Raw genomic sequence first — 20,103 nt, 5'->3', positions numbered from 1 at the left:
TCTATGCCGGGGGCAAAGAAAAAAACTTTGCGTCCCGGCATAGCGCGCACCTTGAAGATTTCAACACTCTATATTGACCGTCAGGTATCAGATTCACCCCTGGTCAAATCGATACGCTCCCGTATTAAAGCTCCCGCCGTAGTCGTGGAAGATTCTTCCCGGGTTTATGATATTCTATCCCGTTCTGATGATCCAGTTCAAAAAGGTAAAGAAATCCTGTTTTTAACCAGAAACAAGGGAGCGTTTATCAAAGACTGCCCCGGCACCAGTTATTACACGTGCTGCGGATACAAAATTCTGCACATAGGAACATTCTGTATAATGGACTGCTCTTATTGTGTTTTGCAGTCTTATTTTCATCCACCCCTCCTGCAGTTTTTTGTCAATCATGACGAACTCCTTGCAAGTCTTGATTCTCTATTTAAAGAAAACGGAATCAACCGTATAGGAACCGGTGAGTTCACAGACAGTTTGATATGGGAATTATGCACGGATCTTTCATCAATCCTTGTGCCTAAGTTTGCCGGACAGTCGAGCTCTATCCTGGAGTTGAAAACCAAAACCACCGTCATTAATAATCTGAAAAAACTCAAGCATAACCGCAAAACAATAATATCATGGTCACTTAATACGGAAAGGATTATTCATACCGAGGAAAGGAAAACCGCCTCATTGTCCGCGCGTTTATCAGCCGCAACTCAATGTGAGTCATGGGGTTATCCCCTTTCCTTTCACTTTGATCCTGTTATTCTCTATGAAGGATGTGAAAAGGAATACAAAAATGTTTTGCAAAAACTTTTTGCAGCTGTCTCTGCCGAAAACATTGTATGGATAAGCCTGGGGACATTCCGTTTTATGCCGAATCTTAAAGCGATTACAGCCCAAAGGTTCAGGAACTCAAAAATTGTGTATGGTGAATTTATACCAGGCCTTGACGGTAAAATGAGGTATTTCAAGCCTCTGAGGCTGGAATTTTATAAAAAAATGGTCTCCTGGATCAAAGAGCTGGGGCCTGATGTTTTAGTATATTTTTGTATGGAGGATGACGATGTATGGGAAAAAGCCATAGGCTTTCTTCCATCGGAACGTGGCGGCCTGTCGCGGATGCTTGACGAAAGCGCTGTTTGTCATTGCGGCCTTAATAATTTCGTCCCTTAATAATTTTGCTTATACGCAAAAATAGTTTGACAATCCTGAAAAGCATAGTATTGGTGTTATATGCTTAAAAACAGGTATTTAACACAATATATTATTGAAGATTTTGCTAAAAAAATGGTGTTTGTCGGCGGACCGCGGCAGGTCGGTAAAACAACCCTTGCCAGAGAACTGGTGGCTGCATCTTTCAATAATGCCGCCTATTATAACTGGGACAGCCGGAACGACCGGCGCAAAATTATGCAATCCGACTGGCCGGGAAACGCCGGGTTGATTATTTTTGACGAAATCCATAAATACAAAAAATGGAAATCAATAGTAAAAGGAGAATACGACACACTTAAAGACAAATACCGGAAGCGCCCGTCTCGATATTTTATAGAAAAGGCGGTGATTCAATGACCGGACGTTATCATTATTTTCGGCTGCATCCATTTTCCCTGGCGGAATTAACCGGAAAAATCATGGTTCCACCCATTTTTACGTAAATACCGATCAGTTCCCATAACCAGGAAGATGCGTTTTCTGCTTTGGACATATTCGGCGGTTTTTCGGAGCCATTTTTAAAACAAAACTTGAGAACATTGAGAAGATGGCAGAATGAAAAAATCGACCGGCTGTTCCGTGAGAATATAAGAGATTAGGACTGGCTCAAGGCTTAATTTCGTCAGGAACTTCAGTTTAAAGAAAAGTTGAACATACCTTATTTGTATCAAGTTGTTAAAAAAAGCGGCACGGACAGATTGATCCGAGGCATGCGAGTTGTATCGGCTGACAGATTTTTTGCCGGACTTATTTAGAGCGGGAGGAAAGAAGGGGCGACCCTTACCTCATAATAAAGATATTAGAAAAAATTCCCAGCAAATAACCAGGAAAAAAGGTATTATTATCATGCCAAAGAGGGCTTTTGTTCTTAACCTTGTTTTAAAGAGGTAGGTATTGGAATAAATAAGAATTATTACTATCGAAAAAGTTGTAAGCAGGTATTTAATCCAAAAAAAAGCCATGGGGCCATGAGTAAGGGAATAAGCCATAACAGGATTAATTTCTACGGCCCCATTGTCTAAAAGAATCAGAGTCAAAACAGCATCACATATGCTGAGAAAAATAATCATAAGTATAGGAGTAAGCAGCTTGCGGTTATACCGATCAACTAAATACGCATCTTCTCTGTCCTCCCTGCGCCTGAAGGATTCTCGGTTCCCGGCAAACAGATGTTTGTTTAATATCTGCCTACGTTCCTTTCTGCGGTCCCCCCCGCTTCTACGTTCCAATATATGAAACCGATTTATATGCTTTTCCATCTCCATTTTTTTCACTGCCCCTTATCTTGTTTGTCATTCATTAATCTTAAGAATACAGCAAAAAAAATGCCACAACCATGTTGTGGCAAATCTTCTTATATTTCAACTATTTATAAATTTCCACCAGTCCTTTTTATTTTTTGATCAATGGATAAATTTTCATAATATAAGTTAATTTTTATATATTTTGGTAAATTATTTTAACTTATGCGGTATCATCCATATCTTTGATGTCAGGCTTTTTTCTTCTAAAAGTCATTTTTTGCCAAAGGCCGCCCTCAGAAAAGCAGTCCCATCCCCATCGAAGCCAGTTCAGTAGAGAAAATGCAAGCCAGAGTGACCAGAGCAACATTAAAATATGATATACAATCAGGGGAAGAGAAAGAACCCACGGGCACGGCATCGTGGAACCGATTCTATCCTGCGTCCAATGCAAATTAAAGCTGTTTGAATGATTTCCGCGGATCTGCATATCAGGAATGCCCAGCAGCCCGTTTTTTATGGCCATATATAAGCCGGACAGAGCCGCTATGGTCAGGCAGGCTATAAGCAGTTGTACTAAATTAAACTTGAACCAGTTGTCATGCTGAAAATGCTTTTTACGCAGTCCCAAAGCGAGCAGCCAGCCAACAATCATAACAGCGATAAATGCCGGAACTTGTGTCAACCCCAGCCCTAGCAAAAGCCATTGATGTGTCTTAAGAGGCGTTAAGGTTATTTTTCCAAGAGCAAAGGAAAACAGAACAACAACAAAAATATAGCTCCAGAACAGAACCGCCGGGCCGAGTCTCGGCCCATGAGTCCATAGAATCCATCTATTTTGCGGCATTTTGAATGTCATTCCGGCATTTACAGCCTGATCACCCGTTTTTACAAGAGACCCCTTGAGAAGGGTTAATGATTTGGCTGGCTGGTGCCATTCATAGTATATTTTTTGAGCGCCTGGCTTCAGCGGAATGGTAACCTCCTGCCCAACCTGTCTTACAGGCTGGATATCACTGCCGATTTTTACGAGCTGTAAGGATGCCTCCCCAGGAAGGATTATCTTGTGTTGTCCCCCCTTGCTGCTCCTTATTTGAAGGAGAAGTTCGGACTTGTTAAACCGGCGGCCGGGAATCAGGTTCAGCGCAGCCTTATCTATGGTGACCATTCTTCCAGGTATGGCCTTTGGGCGCGACACTTTAAGTGTTGCTTTTTCTCCCGGCCAAGGGTTCCATTCCGGTCTCCATACTCCTGATTCACTTTGATGGTGAATAATCGGAATTCCTGAAAGATCACAATGCCATATCGGACTTGCATCTAAAATCCATGATTCCGTCCATGGGACGGATTGTGGAGCAGATAAAGTTATTTCGGGTGATATTGCAAGCGTGGAACCCCATTGAATAGTTTTAGTATTCGATCCCATGTTGATTAGTGCTCTCTTATCCCTAACCGATATGCCGGCTGTTGTGACCGATTCCCCATCTATTAATGGGACTGAAACGATTACCGGTACACCGGCAGGTGTCAGACGTTTTATGGTCGTGTCAACCTGCCATGTGAGCCCTAAACGCAAAATCCTTTTTATGTTGAAAAAGGGCTGAATAACGTTTTCTCCTGCTGGAGATATTTTATGACCGTTCTTTTTTAACCGGGTTAACTTGATACTTGACTCGACATTTCCGTTTTTGTCAACGCCCTGGATATTCCATCCGTGATTTATTAATGATACTTTATGCGGAGTCAAGGGGAGAGGAATCCGGACTATGTCGCCGGGATCAGGCTTGCCGGCCAGCACGATTATATGCACCCCTTTTGGTATAAGTATCCATAAAAGTCCCTCGCTATCCCTTGCAAGAGCCGTAGCAGGCTTTTGGTCAAGCAGGATCTGTTCGGGATTCCATGATTTTAAAGTTACAGGGAGAGGTATTGCCGTTCTGCAGGCAGCTTCGATATTTAAAACAATATTGAGGTGGTCCGGATCCGCTCTTAACTCCATTGCCGTGCAGTCGGCACAATACGGCAAACAGTCAGGCTGCTCAAGCAGCCTGACTTTCAGTTCTTCCAAAAGCTCGGGAGAAGGGTAACATCCGTTTTGGGCATTTGCATCGGAAATTACGGAAAATAATAATAGGCAGGCAGCTATCGCTCCGCTTTTATAAAATTTTCCTTTCAATGACCTGCGCCAATAACCGATATTGATAACACCCAGCATCAATAGCGCAAGTAGAATAACCCTTAATATGGCAAGTATCAAATTTGTTACAGGAGACAAAAGCCACAATCTTATAGATTGATTTTTTTCTACAGGCCCGTTCCACCTTATGCCGATTGAGCGCCACCTCCATGATGGAAGTCCGGGGCCTGTCTGTATAAGTGCGTCAGGGTCATGTTCAAGCATCAGACTCTTACGAACGGCCTGGTCACGATCCAGCATTACCTGTGAGGATAACCCTGTATACGATTTTTTGCGCGATTTAAGGGCCCTGGCTTTTTCATACTGACCCGGCTCTGATTCTGCAAGTTCATCTATAGTTTCCAGCCGGTCTGAGAAACCCGGCACCTGACCGACCCTTTCAAGCTGCGGGTAAAATCCGCACCTGATCTGTTGAACCATAAAAGGTATGGATATAACCAGCAAAGAGATTATTGATATAACATACCATAATACGGCGATTTTTTTAAACCAGCTGTCAGGCAGCACATTTACGAGCGCGTATGCTGCCAGTAAACTTAGCCAGACCATATGGGGGGCTCCGGGTTCGTGATATATCAACGCCATTGTAATCAGGGCTATCCCTCCCCATGCCGGACTCCTCATCTTATAAACTGCAATAGAAATGATCAGAACTAAAAAAAGGTCCAGCAGCGTCCATCTCTCCAACCATGTTCCAGGCAAAACATCAATGCCGGTTGCATGCAGAAGCTTCCAGCCGGGAGGAAGATTAAGTGTACCCGCAGCGCTTTTGAAATTATGGTCCCAGCCGACTGCCGGAATGCTGCCGGCCGGCTCATCCAGCCTTGAAACAGCCGTAAGATCAAGCTGCCCACGGCGCACCTCCACACCAGGTGTGTTATTTTTTCCGCAAGCAATGATCAAGCGATCTTCACCGTCCACTGTTATCCGCCCGGGAATTTCGGGGTGATTCATGGATAGATACCAGTTGCTGCTCATGGTGCCGGTTATATGATCGAGTATAGTAAACCCCTTACCATTAAAGTCGAGCCACCAGGTTCTGTTTATATTTAACTGATCCGGCGCCGGCTCCGGGTCTCCGCGGCGGATTGTATTAAAGATTACTTCGACTCCGGGCTTAACAAGATATGCAGGAAATTTTTTCCAGTTTTGAGGCATATCCGTACGGCCCGGCTCCACTCCCGGAACCGATTCTATCTTTACCATGCGGAGGCTGTTTTCAGCCTGAAAGGTCCAGATCTCCTGCCCAAACTTCCCTTGAACCGGTCCGATCTGTTTAATATTTTTTTTAAAACGGGTTGTTATTAAAATCTCCCAACGGCCAGGCCTCGCCTGAATCAACAACTCTCCCCGGCTGCCGATTCTGGCCGGTATCGGGCTTTTAAGATTCATCGGCACAGAGTTTTCAAGAAAAACCCCATCCAGCGTTATTTCACGAGCTTTGCCTGATATGTTAATTTTAATAAGGTTGTTTACCTTCATGGGGATGGTATCTTTTACAAGCCGGTAGATTTTTACATCCAGACGGTCCGGCTGATCTTTGGAGGCAGCCTGCTTTTGCAGCCATAGCCGCCCGCTTTTATCCATAATTGGAAAGTCAATTTTTTTACCATCTATAAAAAGTTTTAAGATACCTGCTTCAGGAGGTATTCTTATAGTCTCAGGCGTATTGACCCATTGAAATTTCCCTGTTACCTCATGCTCACCTTTTTCCAAACGGATATGCGGTATATTGTTGCGGCTGACAACCGGCGCTTTTTCTCCGTTTAATTTAATCTCCCTGGGCCATAATTTTTTGCCGCCCGGAATAGGCACCCAGCCCCTGGCAAAAACCAGCCATTTCTGTTTAAAGTTGCCTCCATCCGGTTCAATATATAACTCTACAGCAGATGGCCAGTAACATACATGAATTTGACCGTTATTATAATTTGTCGGACAACGTTGTTTTTCTTCATTGTGCAGCACCCAGGACTTCCATTCCGACAGGTCAGCCGGTACCGCAATATGTTCTGAAGACGCTGCACAGAAAGTTGAGCAAAAGAGAATACCTGTAAGCCATAATATGTAACAAACAATTTTTTTGATGTTCATAGTTATTTCCTTCTGCAAGAGGCGGTCTGGTGATTTGTTGTTCAGTGAAATATTTTTTAATTTTATTAATAAGTTAAGCCGCAAACTCAAGTAATTCCAAAGTAATGCCACGATTTTTTTCATCTCTTGCAAAATTTAAAAGTTTTCTATTCACATCTGAAGAAATATACTCCTCACCGCAATTATTACAAATATTGGCCGGAACTCGTTTAAATATTAGTATTGTTTTGTCCCGTTCTAATACAACTGTTGTAAAACCCTTTTCTGTATTACCGTTTCGACAGATTGCACATTTCATTTGATTCTCCTTGAAAACTTGGTAACCGTTCACGGTTGCCGGTTTACGGCTGACATTTTTGTCAGAGTTTCCGTTTCCGTTCCCATGGTTGAGTTGTTGTTGAAATTGTGGTGATGGCGGCCGGGCTGTAGAGACAAGGCATGCCTTGTCTCTACGGTGTTGCCACTGTTACCATTGATTCCCACATAACCGGTGTTGCAGGCGTTACCGTTCTATTTTCAACCGTAAACCGTGAACGGTTACGTTATTTCCTTATGAAAAATATTAAACTTCTATACCTTTTGACATAAAAAACAATAATTTGAAAGTCGAAAACCACTCCAAATGTTCACTTTTGTGTGAAATAAATTACATAAAAACATAAAAAAAAATAACACCGATCCTCCCCGTTCAAAGTTCCTTATGACGTAATTATTTGAAAATGCAACATTTATTTACAAGAATTTTTTTGGCCTGCTTTTTGCTGTTAAATGCAGTATTATATCTAAATCTGTCTTTATATAGATTTTCTGAGAATTAATTTCACAAGGCCAGGGGGAGTAGGGGTTCAAAATCTTGAACCCCTACTCCGGCGACCGATACGCAGTGAAATTATTTATGTGAAAAGTTATAGAGCGTTTAATAATTATTTAAGGGATAATCTTATGACCAAGCAAATGAATAATTCCGCCAACCCGCATAGAGGTATATGGATAATCTCAAAGAGAAAGAATGTTGAGTCGCTTTTGGCAGGAACCGAAGGAAATTTTCGTGGGAAGTCAGTTGCGGAGTATAGAATTTCTCAACTGGCCTGGTATCTACTGAATCCTGATCAAATAGAAATAAAAAAGAGGCTGGTCGGATGCAAGATCAGTTTCAAAAAATCGCGCGCCTGCCGTATTAAAGATAAATTAAGCAAAATTTTGCCAAAGAGACTAAGGAAAGTTATTACATCAGATGATATTAACCATGAAATTTTGCTTTCAGATGGCGAATATGATCTGCCTGAAGTCAATGACAACAGTCTTGGTTCGCATATAAAAAAGGTTGCAGATATATTAAGCCGGCACAATGTAGTAATCAACAGGCTGTCTGCACTGGATATTAATAACATATCTGATATTGCTGGAATTTGCGATGATTATGGCGGCAACCGTTCGCTATTGAATCTGCAGGGGAAATTAGATGAAAAAATAAAATATATTTATAATTTTATACTGAAAGATGTTGGAGTGATTCTTGCAAGAGCTTATCTCGCAAAAGGTCTTTTCGAAATGCGTGGTTTTGATTTCCAATCCTACAAACCTGAAAAATATTACCGCTTAATTAAAATGTCGGGTAACCCTTCCGGCAGATATTGTGTTCTGGGTTTAAACAATAATATCGAATACTGGGTTGATGATGACAGCCATGTAAAGATGCTCCATCTTCTTGAGCAGTCTATTCGAACGGATCATAAATTCAGGGAGTCTTTAGACGAGTGCACCAGCGGGAAATGCAAACCTTTGAAAATATTTTTCAATAAACAACTTGAGATTGATTATTCAAAAGAGAATATTCCATACGCATATAAAAATATCTTTAACAGTCATGAGATCAAGTTGGGAGAAAGAGAAAAAGTCGCCGATTCATTAAAGCAACTGCAGCTCGGCATAGCTTTTAATTCTGTTTCCGTTGCAGACGCCGGCAACAGGAAACTCTGTACCAATATATCTGTTATGCATAATATTAAAGCCCTGGATCAGATAAAAGATGATCTGCCCTGGTTATATTCCAAGATTGAAGAAAAAGTATTTTTTTCCGAAGCAGGCAGGTTTTATCTGTTAGATTCCATAAGAGGATTTCAGAATGGATAATATTTATAGCAAGAATGATTATGATTGGATCAAAGAGTTGCTGGAATACCCGCAAACTCTTGAGGCAAGGCTTGATTTTTTTGAAGATACATCCGGAATTGATATCCCGGATGATCCACTTGACAAGGTTATATTTCAAGGCCGGGCAAAAGAAGCAATAAGGAAAATAGCACAGAATAAAGGGCATATGCTGATGGTCGGCCGGCCTGGTACAGGCAAGTCGATGCTGGCCGATATGTTTCATTTGGTTCTGGATAAATCACTTGGTGATTTTTTAAGACCCACAAAAGCAATAGTGGCTTATCCGGGCACTGACAACAATCATATCAGGTTTGCATATGAAGAGCCTGATATTGTAGATAATTTATTGGCAAAGATGCATAAGGCCATAGAAAAAATACAAAACAGCGCCCTGAAATTCAGCCTTTCGGAACAGATCCGGTCTGTCGGTAGAGTGAAGAAGTGGCTCTTGTGGATTACAGGCATCAGTGTAGCGGCGGGTTTTTTCTTTCCCCCGGCCTTTATTGCAACAGGGCTTACCGGTATCGGGGCTATTTTCATGTTTATGCAGGAGAACAATCATAAAGCACAGGAAAAAATTCAGCAGCAAGCCGATGCTTCAGGAAAAAACAGGGTCAAGCATTTGCAGGACATGGTTCCGGAAGTTTTGTATGACCCCAGAAAAGATAATGGGCTTATGTCAAGAGTGTCGGAACCGGATGCCAGAAAAATGAAGGGTGGGTTCAAGCACGATCCCTATCAGTCGGGAAATTTGCAGACTCCGGCGCACAAAAGAGCATATCTTGGAGCACATGCCAAATCGCCGATAATTTATATTGACGAACTGAAAACCCTTGTAAAATCTGGTTACATGTCTGATCTTCTTGAAATTATGCAGAACAAGGAGTTTATCCTGGAAGGCGGTCTGAATTCCGGAAGCGGGGCCGCTGATAGGTCTGAAAACTCATTGAAAGCGGATAATATTATAATAGCCTGTTGTAATCATGATACTCTAAACTATCTTCAAAAGGAAGGAGACGGAGCGTTCCTGAGCAGAATCGAGGACCGGGGAGAGATTGTTCAACTTGAGAGCGCAGTGCCTGAAGATGAAAACAGCATCAGGCAGTTGGCTCAATATATAAAACAGGAAATAATCAATCTCGGAAAAGAATTAAAAGAAACATGGACAGGAGTAATTGAAAAGGAAGGTTACGAAGGTGTAAAAAAGAGAAGCGAATATATATTCGGAAAACCTCTTCCGGAAGGCTACCGGCTTCATGAAAGGGAGTTCTCTAAAAAAGCGGTGATGGAAATCATTAAGGAACTCAGATGCAGGAGTTCGGACAAAAAAATAAGCAGCATCCTGAGGCCTGTCAATGGTATAATAAAGACAGCCGAATTTGAGGCCATACTTGACAATTCAAGATTGGTCCGGGCTGAACATGTCAGGCGGGCGCTTGAAAAGCATTTAAGCCTTGAAGGTGCAATTCATAAAGAGATCCTTGAGCATAAGAAAGATCTGAAAAAATATATAAGTTCAATGACAGATTCCATCGGCTATGTTGTAGGGCTTGCAGTCATCACTTCCGGAACAAGCGGGCAGGTATATGGGCAACCATTGCCCATGCACTGCCAGATTACGGTGGGCGGTTCGGATACGGTGGTTTCACCCGGCAAGACCGGTGAAATAGCAAAAGCAGCGGCCAAAAATGTCAGGGCCTCGATTAAAAAGGCTTTTAACAAAATACAATCGCCTTATATCGGTTATGAAATGCATGTGGAATATATCCAGGTTCACGGCGGCGTGGAGGGTGACAGCGCTTCAGTCGCTATGGACATAGCCCTTATCTCGGACTATATAAGGCAGCCGGTGAATCAGAAATATGGTGTTACAGGGTCTTTAACAGGTGACATTATCCTGGCAGTAGGCGGGGTAACGGAAAAAGTCAGATCTATAATGGATCCCGACCTGGGAATGGAAGGAGCCTGCATACCATGGCAAAACAAGCACGATATCGAGCCGCTTCTGATAAATGTCGATTCTGAATATATCCAGAATGACGAAATTCCCGGGATAAGAATCTACAGGGATTCTGAAAAACATAACCCATTTGATATATTTTTCTGTAAAACCAAGTATAATGCTTACAGGGTTATGATGGAACTTGAACAGGGAGAGGTTGAGGCGAAGATGGCGGAAAGAAGCAAGAAAGATTTTGAGTTTATGATGAACATGAAGAATGCCCGGGAGGCAAATCAGGCATAAAGATTTGTAGGGGCACGATGCATCGTGCCCCTACCCTATAGATCAAAAGCTATCTTAATGAAGATCAGTATGCATAATATTACAAGGATCAATATGCCCGGAATTGTTTTCCAGGCATTATACCATGGTTCACCTTTTGCCAATATGTTGTTACGTTCGTTGTCAAACCATTTCCCGAGCAATAAGGCAGCTATAAGGATAGCCGCGCATTTTATTAGAAACATAAAACCAACCTTACTTTATACTAAAAGACCTCTTAACTGTTCGTCCGAACAATAAATAACCCCCTACCCTTTTGTCAATATTAATATATGTCGAATAATACAGGCAGTGCAAATAAATCTGTTGAAACATCTTTCATTTACATATAGAATCCTGTAAAAGGTGTTTTTTATCTGGAAACTTTTTTCTATTAAATGTCCGTATGGAAGAAGGCGTATTGTAATACTCCGACGACCGATAACGCAGTGAAATTATTTATGTGAACATCTATAGGTTTCGATTGAGCAAAGCACTGAGCCTGGAGCATAATACACTTTGGTAAATAATGAAATAAATGAAAAACAGCGCAAGCATTTAAAGCTGTTGCCTGGTGTTGACCATATACTCGAAAAGGCAAAGACCAACAGCCTTTTTAATGATATCCCAAAGCCTGTTGTTATAAAATCCGTACGTTCTGTTATCGCAAAACGTAGAGAATCGATACTTGGTAATAACAAAATTTTCAGCGATTCAGATTTGACGGATGCTTCAATTTTATTTGATGTTGAAAAACTGGTTCAAGAGGATATGCAGTCGAACCTTAAACGGGTAATTAACGCCACCGGTGTAGTAGTGCATACAAACCTGGGCAGATCTCTATTAGCAAAAGCGGCTCTGGAAAATATGGCTAAGATTGCAGGTGGATATTCCAACCTGGAGTTTGATTTGCTGAATGGAAGGCGCGGTTCAAGGTACAGCCTGGTGGAAGATATTTTATGCGAAATAAGCGGGGCTGAATCTGCCATGGTTGTCAATAATAATGCCGGAGCAGTTTTTTTAAGTCTCGATACTGTTGCGCCACAAAAAGAGGTTATTGTTTCCAGGGGTGAACTCGTGGAAATAGGCGGCTCCTTCCGCATTCCGGATGTTATGGAAAAGAGCGGCGCGATTTTAAAAGAAGTTGGAACAACCAACAGGACTCATTTAAAAGATTATAAAAATGCCCTCTCGGAAAATACCGGCCTGCTTTTAAAAGTACACACCAGCAACTACAGCGTGGTCGGTTTTACAGCCGCCGTCTCCCTGGAGCAAATGGTAGAGCTTGGAAATAAGCACAGGCTGCCGGTAATGGAAGATCTGGGAAGCGGGACTTTTGTCGATTTTTCAAAATATAACATGACCAAAGAACCTACTATCCAGGAATCCGTTGCGTCGGGCGCTGATATAATAACATTTAGCGGAGACAAGCTTCTGGGCGGCCCCCAGGCAGGTATAATAATCGGCAATAAAATTATTATAGATCGAATTAAACAAAACCCTCTTGCCAGGGCATTGAGAATTGATAAACTTACCCTGGCCGCACTTGAAATTACATTGAGACTTTACAGGGAACCGGAAAAAGCTGTTAAAGCAATTCCAACCTTACGGATGCTAACCATTCCACTGAGCGATATAAAAAATAGGGCCGAGAAACTTGCAAAATTGCTGTCAGATATTGAGGAACCTGATTTCAATAAATCAGGCCTTTCCGTAAATGTTGCAAATATGTCCTCCCGCGCAGGTGGAGGCGCGCTGCCTTTGCTCGATCTGCCAAGTAAAGCCGTAAGGATCTCTATTGCCGGTATGTCCGTAAATTCAATCGAAAAAGCAATGCGCCGGAATGATCCTCCGATTATCGGCAGAATTGAAGAGGATCTGTTTGTTCTGGATTTAAGAACAATACACAACGAGGAACTTGCTTTTATAGTCTCTGCAATAAAACAAATTATTAAAAATTAATATTATGGATAAAAAAAACATTATACTGGAGATTCTGAATAAAAGCCTGGAAGCAAAAGAGATCTCAATAAAAAACAATATGGACCGGATAATTCAAGCGGCCGATCTCATTTCCGAAGCAATCAAGAGCGGACATAAAATCCTGTTTTTTGGAAATGGAGGCAGCGCTGCGGACGCCCAGCACCTTGCTGCGGAATTTGTCAACCGCTTTAAAATAGAACGTACTCCTCTGGCGGCGCTTGCATTGACAACCGATTCATCAATTATTACGAGTATAGGCAATGATTATCATTTTGATGAAATTTTTTCCAAACAGATTATGGCACTCGGACAAAAGGGTGACATCGCAATCGGAATAAGCACCAGTGGCAACTCCGGAAATGTACTCAAAGCGGTTAATGCCGCAAAAATCAATGGGATTTTTACAATAGGATTTACAGGAAGAGGCGGTAAACTGGCCGAAATATCCGATCTCACCTTAACGGTCACATCCGATACAACAGCGCGGATTCAGGAAGTCCATATAACCATTGGGCATATAATATGCGACCTCGTAGACAGGATATTATTTTCCTGATAAAATATTATAATGACTGATTTATTTAAACCGATAGACCTGGGTAAAATCACAACATACCCACTTGGCGATAGAAATAGCAAGGTGTCTGATATTGATTTTGCAAAAAAATGGGTCAAAGGATCCTCTTTTGAGGCTTTTTTGGAAGGATTGCCCAACATTTTGGCCGGAAGTCATGTCATGGAGGTCGTATCATCAATTGTTACCGCATATAAAAACCGGAAAACCGTTATGTTCGCAATGGGGGCCCATGTTATTAAAGTGGGGCTTAACCCCGTTGTTATTGATCTTATGGAACGGGGTGTTATTACGTCGATTGCAATGAACGGCGCCGGTATTATCCACGATTTTGAACTCGCCCTGACCGGCAGGACTTCTGAAGATGTGACTGCATCTTTAGGAGACGGAACCTTTGGGATGGCTCATGAAACCTGCTCTTTTCTTGGTGATGCCATTGTAAAAGCAGACCGTGATACAAGCGGACTGGGTGCCGCGGTAGGTGCGTCAATTATTGAGCAAAACCTCCCGTTCTCCGATAACAGCATTCTTGCTGCGGGAGCTCGCCTTGGTATTCCCGTAACAATTCATATAGCGATCGGTACTGACATAATCCACATGCATCCGGAGTTCGACCCTGCCAAAGCGGGTGCGGCAAGCCATCGTGACTTTCGCCTATTTGCATCGGTTGCAGCTTCGCTTGAAGAAGGTGTTTATTTAAATGTAGGTTCAGCCGTAATTCTGCCGGAGGTTTTTTTAAAAGCTATAACAATAGTTCGTAATCTTGGTCATAATTTGAAAAATATTACCACCGTTAACATAGATTTTATTCGGCACTATCGCCCCACAACAAATGTTGTCAACAGACCTACTGCAGCAGGAGGACGGGGATATAACCTTACAGGTCACCACGAAATCCTGTTGCCGCTTATTGCGGCTGGAATTATTGAAAAACTTGATTAATCCTGTTATAGTTTTTTGGATATTAGCTTTTAGCAGTTAATACCTGACAGCTAAGTGCTAATAGCTCTTCATCATGGATTACCGCACTAATCCGTGTTTTAAGTGAACCATTACGGAAAACGATATTTTTATGCGCCCGTAGCCCAGGGGATAGGGCGTCAGCCTCCGGAGCTGAAGATCGCAGGTTCGAATCCTGCCGGGCGTACCAAATAATTACCGAAAGAACCTCAGGGCTCGCTCAAAAATCCCATGGCGCGTTAATAGAGCTTGACATAATAATTTTTTATGATAATTTTAAATATTAACTTTTCAATAGCCATTTGAGCTCTATGGTGATAAAATATAAATTTTCAGATTAGTGAACCTTAAGAAAAAACAGCATCTATAGATTTTCAGATAATTAATTCCATCATATAAAAATCTATAAAAAAAATTTTTTCTATAAATAAAGAGGAAAAAATTATGAAAAGGACATATCAACCTAGCAGAATAAAACGGGCAAGAACACATGGGTTTTTAAAAAGGATGTCAACCAAGCAAGGGCGAAGAATTATTAACAGGCGTAGAGCTAGAGGTAGGGCTCGTTTAACTGTTTAAAATATTTAAAAAAACGAAAATATAAAACTTGCGTAAATTTTCATTTACTGGAGCTGACAAACTATTAAAACGCAAAGACTTTCTTCGGTTATCAAAAACAGGAAGCAAATATTATAATAGTAATTTTTTAGCTATTTTTTCTCCAGGCCGGACAGATAAAACACGAATTGGTATTACTGTAACAAAAAAAATCGGAAAAGCGGTTACGCGCAACAGAATTAAAAGATATGTTCGAGAGTATTATCGGATAAACAGGCAACGAATTGAAAATCATTGGGATATTAATGTTATAGCAAAAAAGGACGCTGCTAGCCTGACTTTCACGCAGGCTTGTTCATCATTACAGAAAATTTTTAACTATATTAATAAATAGCCGTGCCCACTAATTTATTGCAAAAAATTACTTTAGCATTCATTAAAATTTATCAATCCTTATTGTCCCCTTTTTTACCTCCTGTTTGTCGTTTTTATCCTACTTGTTCCGAATATGCTTACCAGGCAATATGCAGGCATGGATTCTTGATTGGATTTTGTCTTTCATGTAAAAGAATTCTGCGATGCCATCCATTTAATCCGGGTGGTTTTGATCCTGTTCCTGACAATATATCTTTAAAAAAAAAATGAATTTTTCAAACATACCCAATTTTTTATTCTGTAATGCCTCCGTTTAATCTCAATGTTTTATCATTTTGGTACCCCTTATTTTTTAGGATTCCTGCGTCATAGGAATGCCTGGTGTGGTTTTGGGTTTAACAAAGTGGTAATGCTCCCATTATTTACATTTTTTATCCGGTTTATAAATTTGCATATCAGGAGTAAACAATGCAACAATCTCGTCTTTTTATTGCAATAGCTCTATCATTTTTAGTTTTTTTAGTATGGGAAGTTTTTTTTGTGGACAGGGACTCCATGGTGCAAAATAATAACACTATTCAATCCAATCGCCTTGATAAAACAGTTGAGAGACCAGCTATAACACCGAGTACAGCAGCAAGCGCTGATAATAAAGAAAAACCTGTGGATTATAATACTCATGGTGCAAAGTATCCCGATCTCCTTCAAAACAAGCCAAGAATTATCACAGTCAATACCCCTTTATATTCTGTTCAGATTTCAGAAAAAGGGGCTGTATTTAAAAGTTTCATTTTAAAAAAATTCAGGGAAAACGGGAATCCGGATTCGCCATATTTGCAATTATGCTCTTCCGCATCAGGGCTTGGAACGGTTCTGACTCAATTGAGAGATGATAATTTTTCATCTCCTGGGGATTCTTTTTTCAAGGTTAATATTCCCGGCGATACAGTTGACATTACTGATGCTTCTTTTGAAATCCCATTTACATGGATATCCCCGGAGGGTCTTATTATTGAAAAAAGATTTCTTTTTTCCCCTGAAACGTACCTGATTGGCCTTGATATATCTATAAAAAACAATTCAACCAGGACCATTAATGGTAATTTAGCACTCTCTTTAGAGGGTGACGCGCCGAAGAAAAATAGTGGATATGCCTTTGAGGGGCCAACCGCTTTCATAAACAACAAATTAGAACAGGTTAAGATAAAGAAGCTAAAGGATAAAAATATTTTTGATGGCACGATTTCATGGATAGCATTGGAGAATCGTTATTTTGCATCTTCCATAATTTCTGATAATTCAGAATCCGCAAGAATGCATATAAATGTTGAGCAGGATGATATTCTGAAATCGACATATGTCCAGACTCTGGGCTCTATCAATTCAGGCGAAAAGCATGTTTCCAATTTTTATCTTTACTTTGGCCCTAAAAAGATCAGCATCCTTTCCGGATTGGGTTACCATCTTGATAAGATTGTAAATTTCGGGATGTTCGATTTTCTTGCCAGACCCTGCCTTTATGTAATGAATTTTTTGCATAAATTTATTCCTAATTACGGTTTTGCAATTATTATTTTAACCATTTTAATAAAGCTGATACTTTGGCCGCTTGGTTCCAAGAGTTATAAATCCATGTCTGAGATGAAAAAGCTCCAGCCTTTAATGACTCAAATCAGGGAGAAATATAAAAATGATAAGCAGAGGATGAATCAGGAAATTATGGGGTTGTATAAAACATATAAGGTAAACCCCCTTGGTGGATGCCTGCCTATGATAGTCCAGATCCCGATCTTTTTTGCCTTTTATCGTATGCTTTATCAGGCCATTGAATTACGGCACGCACCTTTTCTCGGATGGATTAATGATTTGTCAGCTCCGGATCGTCTTTTTCATTTTAATTTTACCATACCATTTATGGAACCGCCTTATGGGGTTCCTGTTCTTACTATTATTATGGGAGGTACTATGTTTTTACAGCAAAAAATGTCACCCCCTATGGGGGATCCGGCGCAAGCAAAAATTATGATGTTGATGCCCATTTTTTTTACTGCGATATTTATAAATTTTTCATCCGGCCTTGTTTTATACTGGCTTGTAAACAATGTTTTATCTATTGCTCAACAGTATTATATTCAAGAGAAACATAGTTAATTGACGGAGGGTATATATGGCGCCTTTTTTGGAATTCGAGGGCAAGAATATTGAGGCAGCAGTAAAAAAAGCTTGCGAAGAGCTTAATCTTTCCGAGTCTCAGCTTAAGCATGATGTGATTTCTTTTGGGGCATCAGGTATCTTTGGGTTGGTAGGTGCAAAAAAAGCACGCATTCGCGTCATGTTACCTGAAATAGCACCTGAACCGGAGCCTGTTATTCAAATCAATGACGATAATGCAAAATCAAAGGATGAGGTTGAGGATGAGGTTGAGGATCAAATAATAGAGACAGAAATGAAATCCTCTAACGATGCTCTCTTACAGGAATCGATTTCAGATGATCTCGTTGCTTTTGGCCAAAACGCTCTTCAAAAAATTGTAGATTTAATTACAACAGATGCTACAATTACAAAGAGCAAGCTATCTGACAGAATTGTATTTACTATTAAAGGCGGAAATTCCGCACTTCTTATAGGAAAGCGCGGTCAAACACTTGAAGCGATTCAGTATATAATTTCCAAGATTGTAAACAAAAACTACGAAAATAGAATACGCATACACATCGATGTTGAAGGATATCTTGAATCAAAACGAGCAAGTCTCACTGATCGTGCTGTTCGGCTTGCGGAGAAGGTTAAACGAACCGGCAAACCAGTGACAATTGGTATTATGAACGGTTATGATCGAAGAGTCGTGCATTTGGCCTTGAAGGAGGATAGAGCTGTAACAACAAAAAGTATTGGCGATGATTTTTACAGAAAGCTTGTTATCTTCCCAAGGCGTTGGAATTCTAACAAAAAAAAGCCGTAACCGTTTGCAGCCTTTACTAAGGAACGGTTGCAAAAAAACATAATAATTTTCAAGATTTTTATCTTTGATTGTTTATGAACTTCGATACAATTGCCGCAATTGCCACTCCTGCCGGGAATGGCGGTATTGGTATAATAAGAATATCAGGAGATAGCTCTGTTTCCATTGTTTCATCAATTTTCCGCCGCTATTCGCCTGAAAAAAATATTCAAAATAGTCATTCCGCAAAAAAATATGGTCATACTGATATTTTTAAATCACATAAAATAAATTACGGTCACATTACTGATCCTGTTGACCAAAGTATTATTGATGAAGTGCTGATTTTAACCATGCTTGCTCCCCGTTCATATACAAAAGAGGATGTTGTGGAAATCCACTCTCACGCCGGCTACATTGTTCTTAATCTTATACTAAATTTATTAATAAAAAAAGGGGCGCGGCTTGCTGAACCTGGTGAGTTTACGAAAAGGGCTTTCCTAAACGGACGGATAGATTTAACCCAAGCAGAATCTGTTATTGACATTGTAAATGCCCGTACAGAACAGGAACTTAAAATTGCGACATCCCATATAAGCGGCGGCATGAAGGACGTCATAAACGACGTAAGGGGCTTTCTTGTTAATTTTCTTTCGTTGATCGATGCCTCCATTGATTTTTCTGATGATGTTGAAGAAATTATTAATATCGATAATATAACATCAGATTTTCAGTGTTATGTTTTTGATAAAATCAACATGCTTGTCAAGCATTATAATGACGGGCATTTTTTCAGAGACGGACTGAAAGCAATCATTCTTGGCCGACCCAACGTTGGTAAATCAAGTCTTATGAATTGCCTTATCGGGAATGATCGTGTTATTGTATCCTCATTACCTGGAACTACAAGAGATTTGGTCTCTGAAACAGTAAATATTAACGATGTTTCTGTGAATCTTTGTGACACAGCCGGATTACATGATTCTTGCGACCCTGTTGAGACTATTGGAATTAAAAAGGTTTATGATCATTTAATTAGTGCGGATTTAGTAATTTTTGTTGTGGATGCAACCTGTCCCTTTACTGATGAAGACTATATGATATTTCGAAAAATCCAAGACAAAAAGGTTATCCTTGTAATCAACAAATCGGATTTAATACAGGGCAATCAATTTGTTTCAATTCCCGACAACTTTAAGGTTGATGGATGTGTAACAACCTCAGCTTTTTTGAATGCAGGGATTGATTCTTTGCGTAAACTTATAGTTAAAATTTTTCTCAATGGTACAAATGTTGGGTTGCCCTCGTATTTAATTCCTAATATGAGACATAAAACGGCTCTTGTGAACGCAAAAGAAAATCTTTTGCTGGCTGTTAATAATATTAAAAACTCTTGTCCTCCGGAGATTATAGCCCTTGATGTAACTTCAGCCATTTATGCCCTGGATTCAATAACCGGACAAAATGTCGGGGATGACATCTTAGACCAAATTTTCAATAGCTTCTGTATCGGAAAATAATCATTTATACAAATTATTTATGTAGAGACGCAAAATTTTGCGTCTC

19 protein-coding genes and 1 tRNA gene are annotated in these 20,103 nt (G+C 40.5%); 15 read left to right on the top strand and 5 right to left on the bottom strand.

Annotated elements, in window-relative coordinates; translation table 11 throughout:
• Nucleotides 1–3 precede the first annotated feature (3 nt).
• On the top strand, nt 4–1,158 hold the full coding sequence (locus BuS5_RS17220) for an SPL family radical SAM protein (protein ID WP_051374577.1): 1,155 nt from the start codon (nt 4–6) through the stop codon (nt 1,156–1,158).
• Nucleotides 1,159–1,218: 60 nt separating this feature from the next.
• Entirely contained in the window at nt 1,219–1,557 is a 339-nt protein-coding gene (locus BuS5_RS17215; RefSeq protein WP_027352968.1) for an AAA family ATPase, read from the top strand.
• Between the two features lie 13 nt (nt 1,558–1,570).
• On the opposite strand, the gene BuS5_RS17210 is transcribed toward BuS5_RS17215, so the two are convergent.
• The 4 genes from BuS5_RS17210 to BuS5_RS17195 form a co-directional block, all read right to left on the bottom strand.
• Nucleotides 1,571–1,693 (bottom strand): hypothetical protein, encoded by a 123-nt coding sequence (locus tag BuS5_RS17210; protein ID WP_255342793.1) that lies wholly within the window; start codon nt 1,691–1,693, stop codon nt 1,571–1,573.
• Nucleotides 1,694–1,985: 292 nt separating this feature from the next.
• Nucleotides 1,986–2,465 (bottom strand): DUF5658 family protein, encoded by a 480-nt coding sequence (locus tag BuS5_RS17205; protein ID WP_051374578.1) that lies wholly within the window; start codon nt 2,463–2,465, stop codon nt 1,986–1,988.
• 199 nt (nt 2,466–2,664) lie between these two features.
• Nucleotides 2,665–6,729: a hypothetical protein gene (locus BuS5_RS17200; protein ID WP_035264373.1), complete on the bottom strand. Its 4,065-nt coding sequence runs from the start codon at nt 6,727–6,729 to the stop codon at nt 2,665–2,667.
• 73 nt (nt 6,730–6,802) lie between these two features.
• On the bottom strand, nt 6,803–7,027 hold the full coding sequence (locus tag BuS5_RS17195) for a type II toxin-antitoxin system MqsA family antitoxin (protein ID WP_027352970.1): 225 nt from the start codon (nt 7,025–7,027) through the stop codon (nt 6,803–6,805).
• A 140-nt stretch (nt 7,028–7,167) separates the two neighbouring features.
• Between BuS5_RS17195 and BuS5_RS17190 the strand changes: the two genes are divergently transcribed.
• The 3 genes from BuS5_RS17190 (at nt 7,168) to BuS5_RS17180 (ending at nt 11,128) form a co-directional block, all read left to right on the top strand.
• Complete coding sequence (locus BuS5_RS17190; protein ID WP_157487313.1) at nt 7,168–7,317, top strand: hypothetical protein; 150 nt, start codon at nt 7,168–7,170, stop codon at nt 7,315–7,317.
• A 309-nt stretch (nt 7,318–7,626) separates the two neighbouring features.
• Complete coding sequence (locus BuS5_RS17185; protein ID WP_274427826.1) at nt 7,627–8,862, top strand: hypothetical protein; 1,236 nt, start codon at nt 7,627–7,629, stop codon at nt 8,860–8,862.
• Nucleotides 8,855–11,128 (top strand): S16 family serine protease, encoded by a 2,274-nt coding sequence (locus BuS5_RS17180; RefSeq protein ID WP_027352972.1) that lies wholly within the window; start codon nt 8,855–8,857, stop codon nt 11,126–11,128. Before BuS5_RS17185 ends, BuS5_RS17180 begins: the two co-directional genes overlap by 8 nt.
• 35 nt (nt 11,129–11,163) lie before the next feature.
• Here BuS5_RS17180 and BuS5_RS17175 read toward each other — a convergent pair whose 3' ends face one another.
• Nucleotides 11,164–11,352, bottom strand: a complete 189-nt coding sequence (locus tag BuS5_RS17175) for a hypothetical protein (RefSeq protein WP_027352973.1) — start codon at nt 11,350–11,352, stop codon at nt 11,164–11,166.
• Between the two features lie 313 nt (nt 11,353–11,665).
• On the opposite strand from BuS5_RS17175, the gene selA reads away from it, so the two are divergent.
• The 10 genes from selA to mnmE all read left to right on the top strand — a co-directional run bounded on the left by selA (nt 11,666) and on the right by mnmE (nt 20,057).
• The gene (gene selA / locus BuS5_RS17170; RefSeq protein ID WP_232223004.1) at nt 11,666–13,108 is read left to right on the top strand and encodes an L-seryl-tRNA(Sec) selenium transferase; all 1,443 of its coding nucleotides are present in this window, start codon (nt 11,666–11,668) and stop codon (nt 13,106–13,108) included.
• 4 nt (nt 13,109–13,112) lie between these two features.
• Nucleotides 13,113–13,685 (top strand): D-sedoheptulose-7-phosphate isomerase, encoded by a 573-nt coding sequence (locus BuS5_RS17165; protein WP_035264376.1) that lies wholly within the window; start codon nt 13,113–13,115, stop codon nt 13,683–13,685.
• A gap of 12 nt (nt 13,686–13,697) precedes the next feature.
• Nucleotides 13,698–14,645, top strand: coding sequence for a hypothetical protein (locus tag BuS5_RS17160; RefSeq protein ID WP_027352976.1), 948 nt, complete (start codon nt 13,698–13,700; stop codon nt 14,643–14,645).
• 132 nt (nt 14,646–14,777) lie between these two features.
• A tRNA-Arg gene (locus BuS5_RS17155) sits at nt 14,778–14,853 on the top strand.
• 254 nt (nt 14,854–15,107) lie between these two features.
• Complete coding sequence (gene rpmH, locus BuS5_RS17150) at nt 15,108–15,242, top strand: 50S ribosomal protein L34 (RefSeq protein WP_084445598.1); 135 nt, start codon at nt 15,108–15,110, stop codon at nt 15,240–15,242.
• Between the two features lie 28 nt (nt 15,243–15,270).
• Entirely contained in the window at nt 15,271–15,615 is a 345-nt protein-coding gene (gene rnpA / locus BuS5_RS17145; RefSeq protein ID WP_027352977.1) for a ribonuclease P protein component, read from the top strand.
• A gap of 2 nt (nt 15,616–15,617) precedes the next feature.
• Nucleotides 15,618–15,866: a membrane protein insertion efficiency factor YidD gene (gene yidD, locus BuS5_RS17140; RefSeq protein WP_232223005.1), complete on the top strand. Its 249-nt coding sequence runs from the start codon at nt 15,618–15,620 to the stop codon at nt 15,864–15,866.
• 198 nt (nt 15,867–16,064) lie between these two features.
• Nucleotides 16,065–17,747 carry a membrane protein insertase YidC gene (gene yidC, locus BuS5_RS17135; protein ID WP_027352978.1) on the top strand — a complete coding sequence of 561 codons (1,683 nt, stop codon included), beginning with the start codon at nt 16,065–16,067 and terminating at the stop codon, nt 17,745–17,747.
• Between the two features lie 16 nt (nt 17,748–17,763).
• The gene (jag, locus tag BuS5_RS17130) at nt 17,764–18,558 is read left to right on the top strand and encodes an RNA-binding cell elongation regulator Jag/EloR (protein ID WP_027352979.1); all 795 of its coding nucleotides are present in this window, start codon (nt 17,764–17,766) and stop codon (nt 18,556–18,558) included.
• 74 nt (nt 18,559–18,632) lie between these two features.
• Complete coding sequence (gene mnmE, locus BuS5_RS17125) at nt 18,633–20,057, top strand: tRNA uridine-5-carboxymethylaminomethyl(34) synthesis GTPase MnmE (protein WP_027352980.1); 1,425 nt, start codon at nt 18,633–18,635, stop codon at nt 20,055–20,057.
• Nucleotides 20,058–20,103: the final 46 nt, after the last annotated feature.

Source organism: Desulfosarcina sp. BuS5 (assembly GCF_028752835.1).
GTDB lineage: Bacteria > Desulfobacterota > Desulfobacteria > Desulfobacterales > BuS5 > BuS5.
The sequence above is the reverse complement of the archived record's forward strand: the minus strand, read 5'-3'. Positions and strand labels throughout refer to the sequence as shown.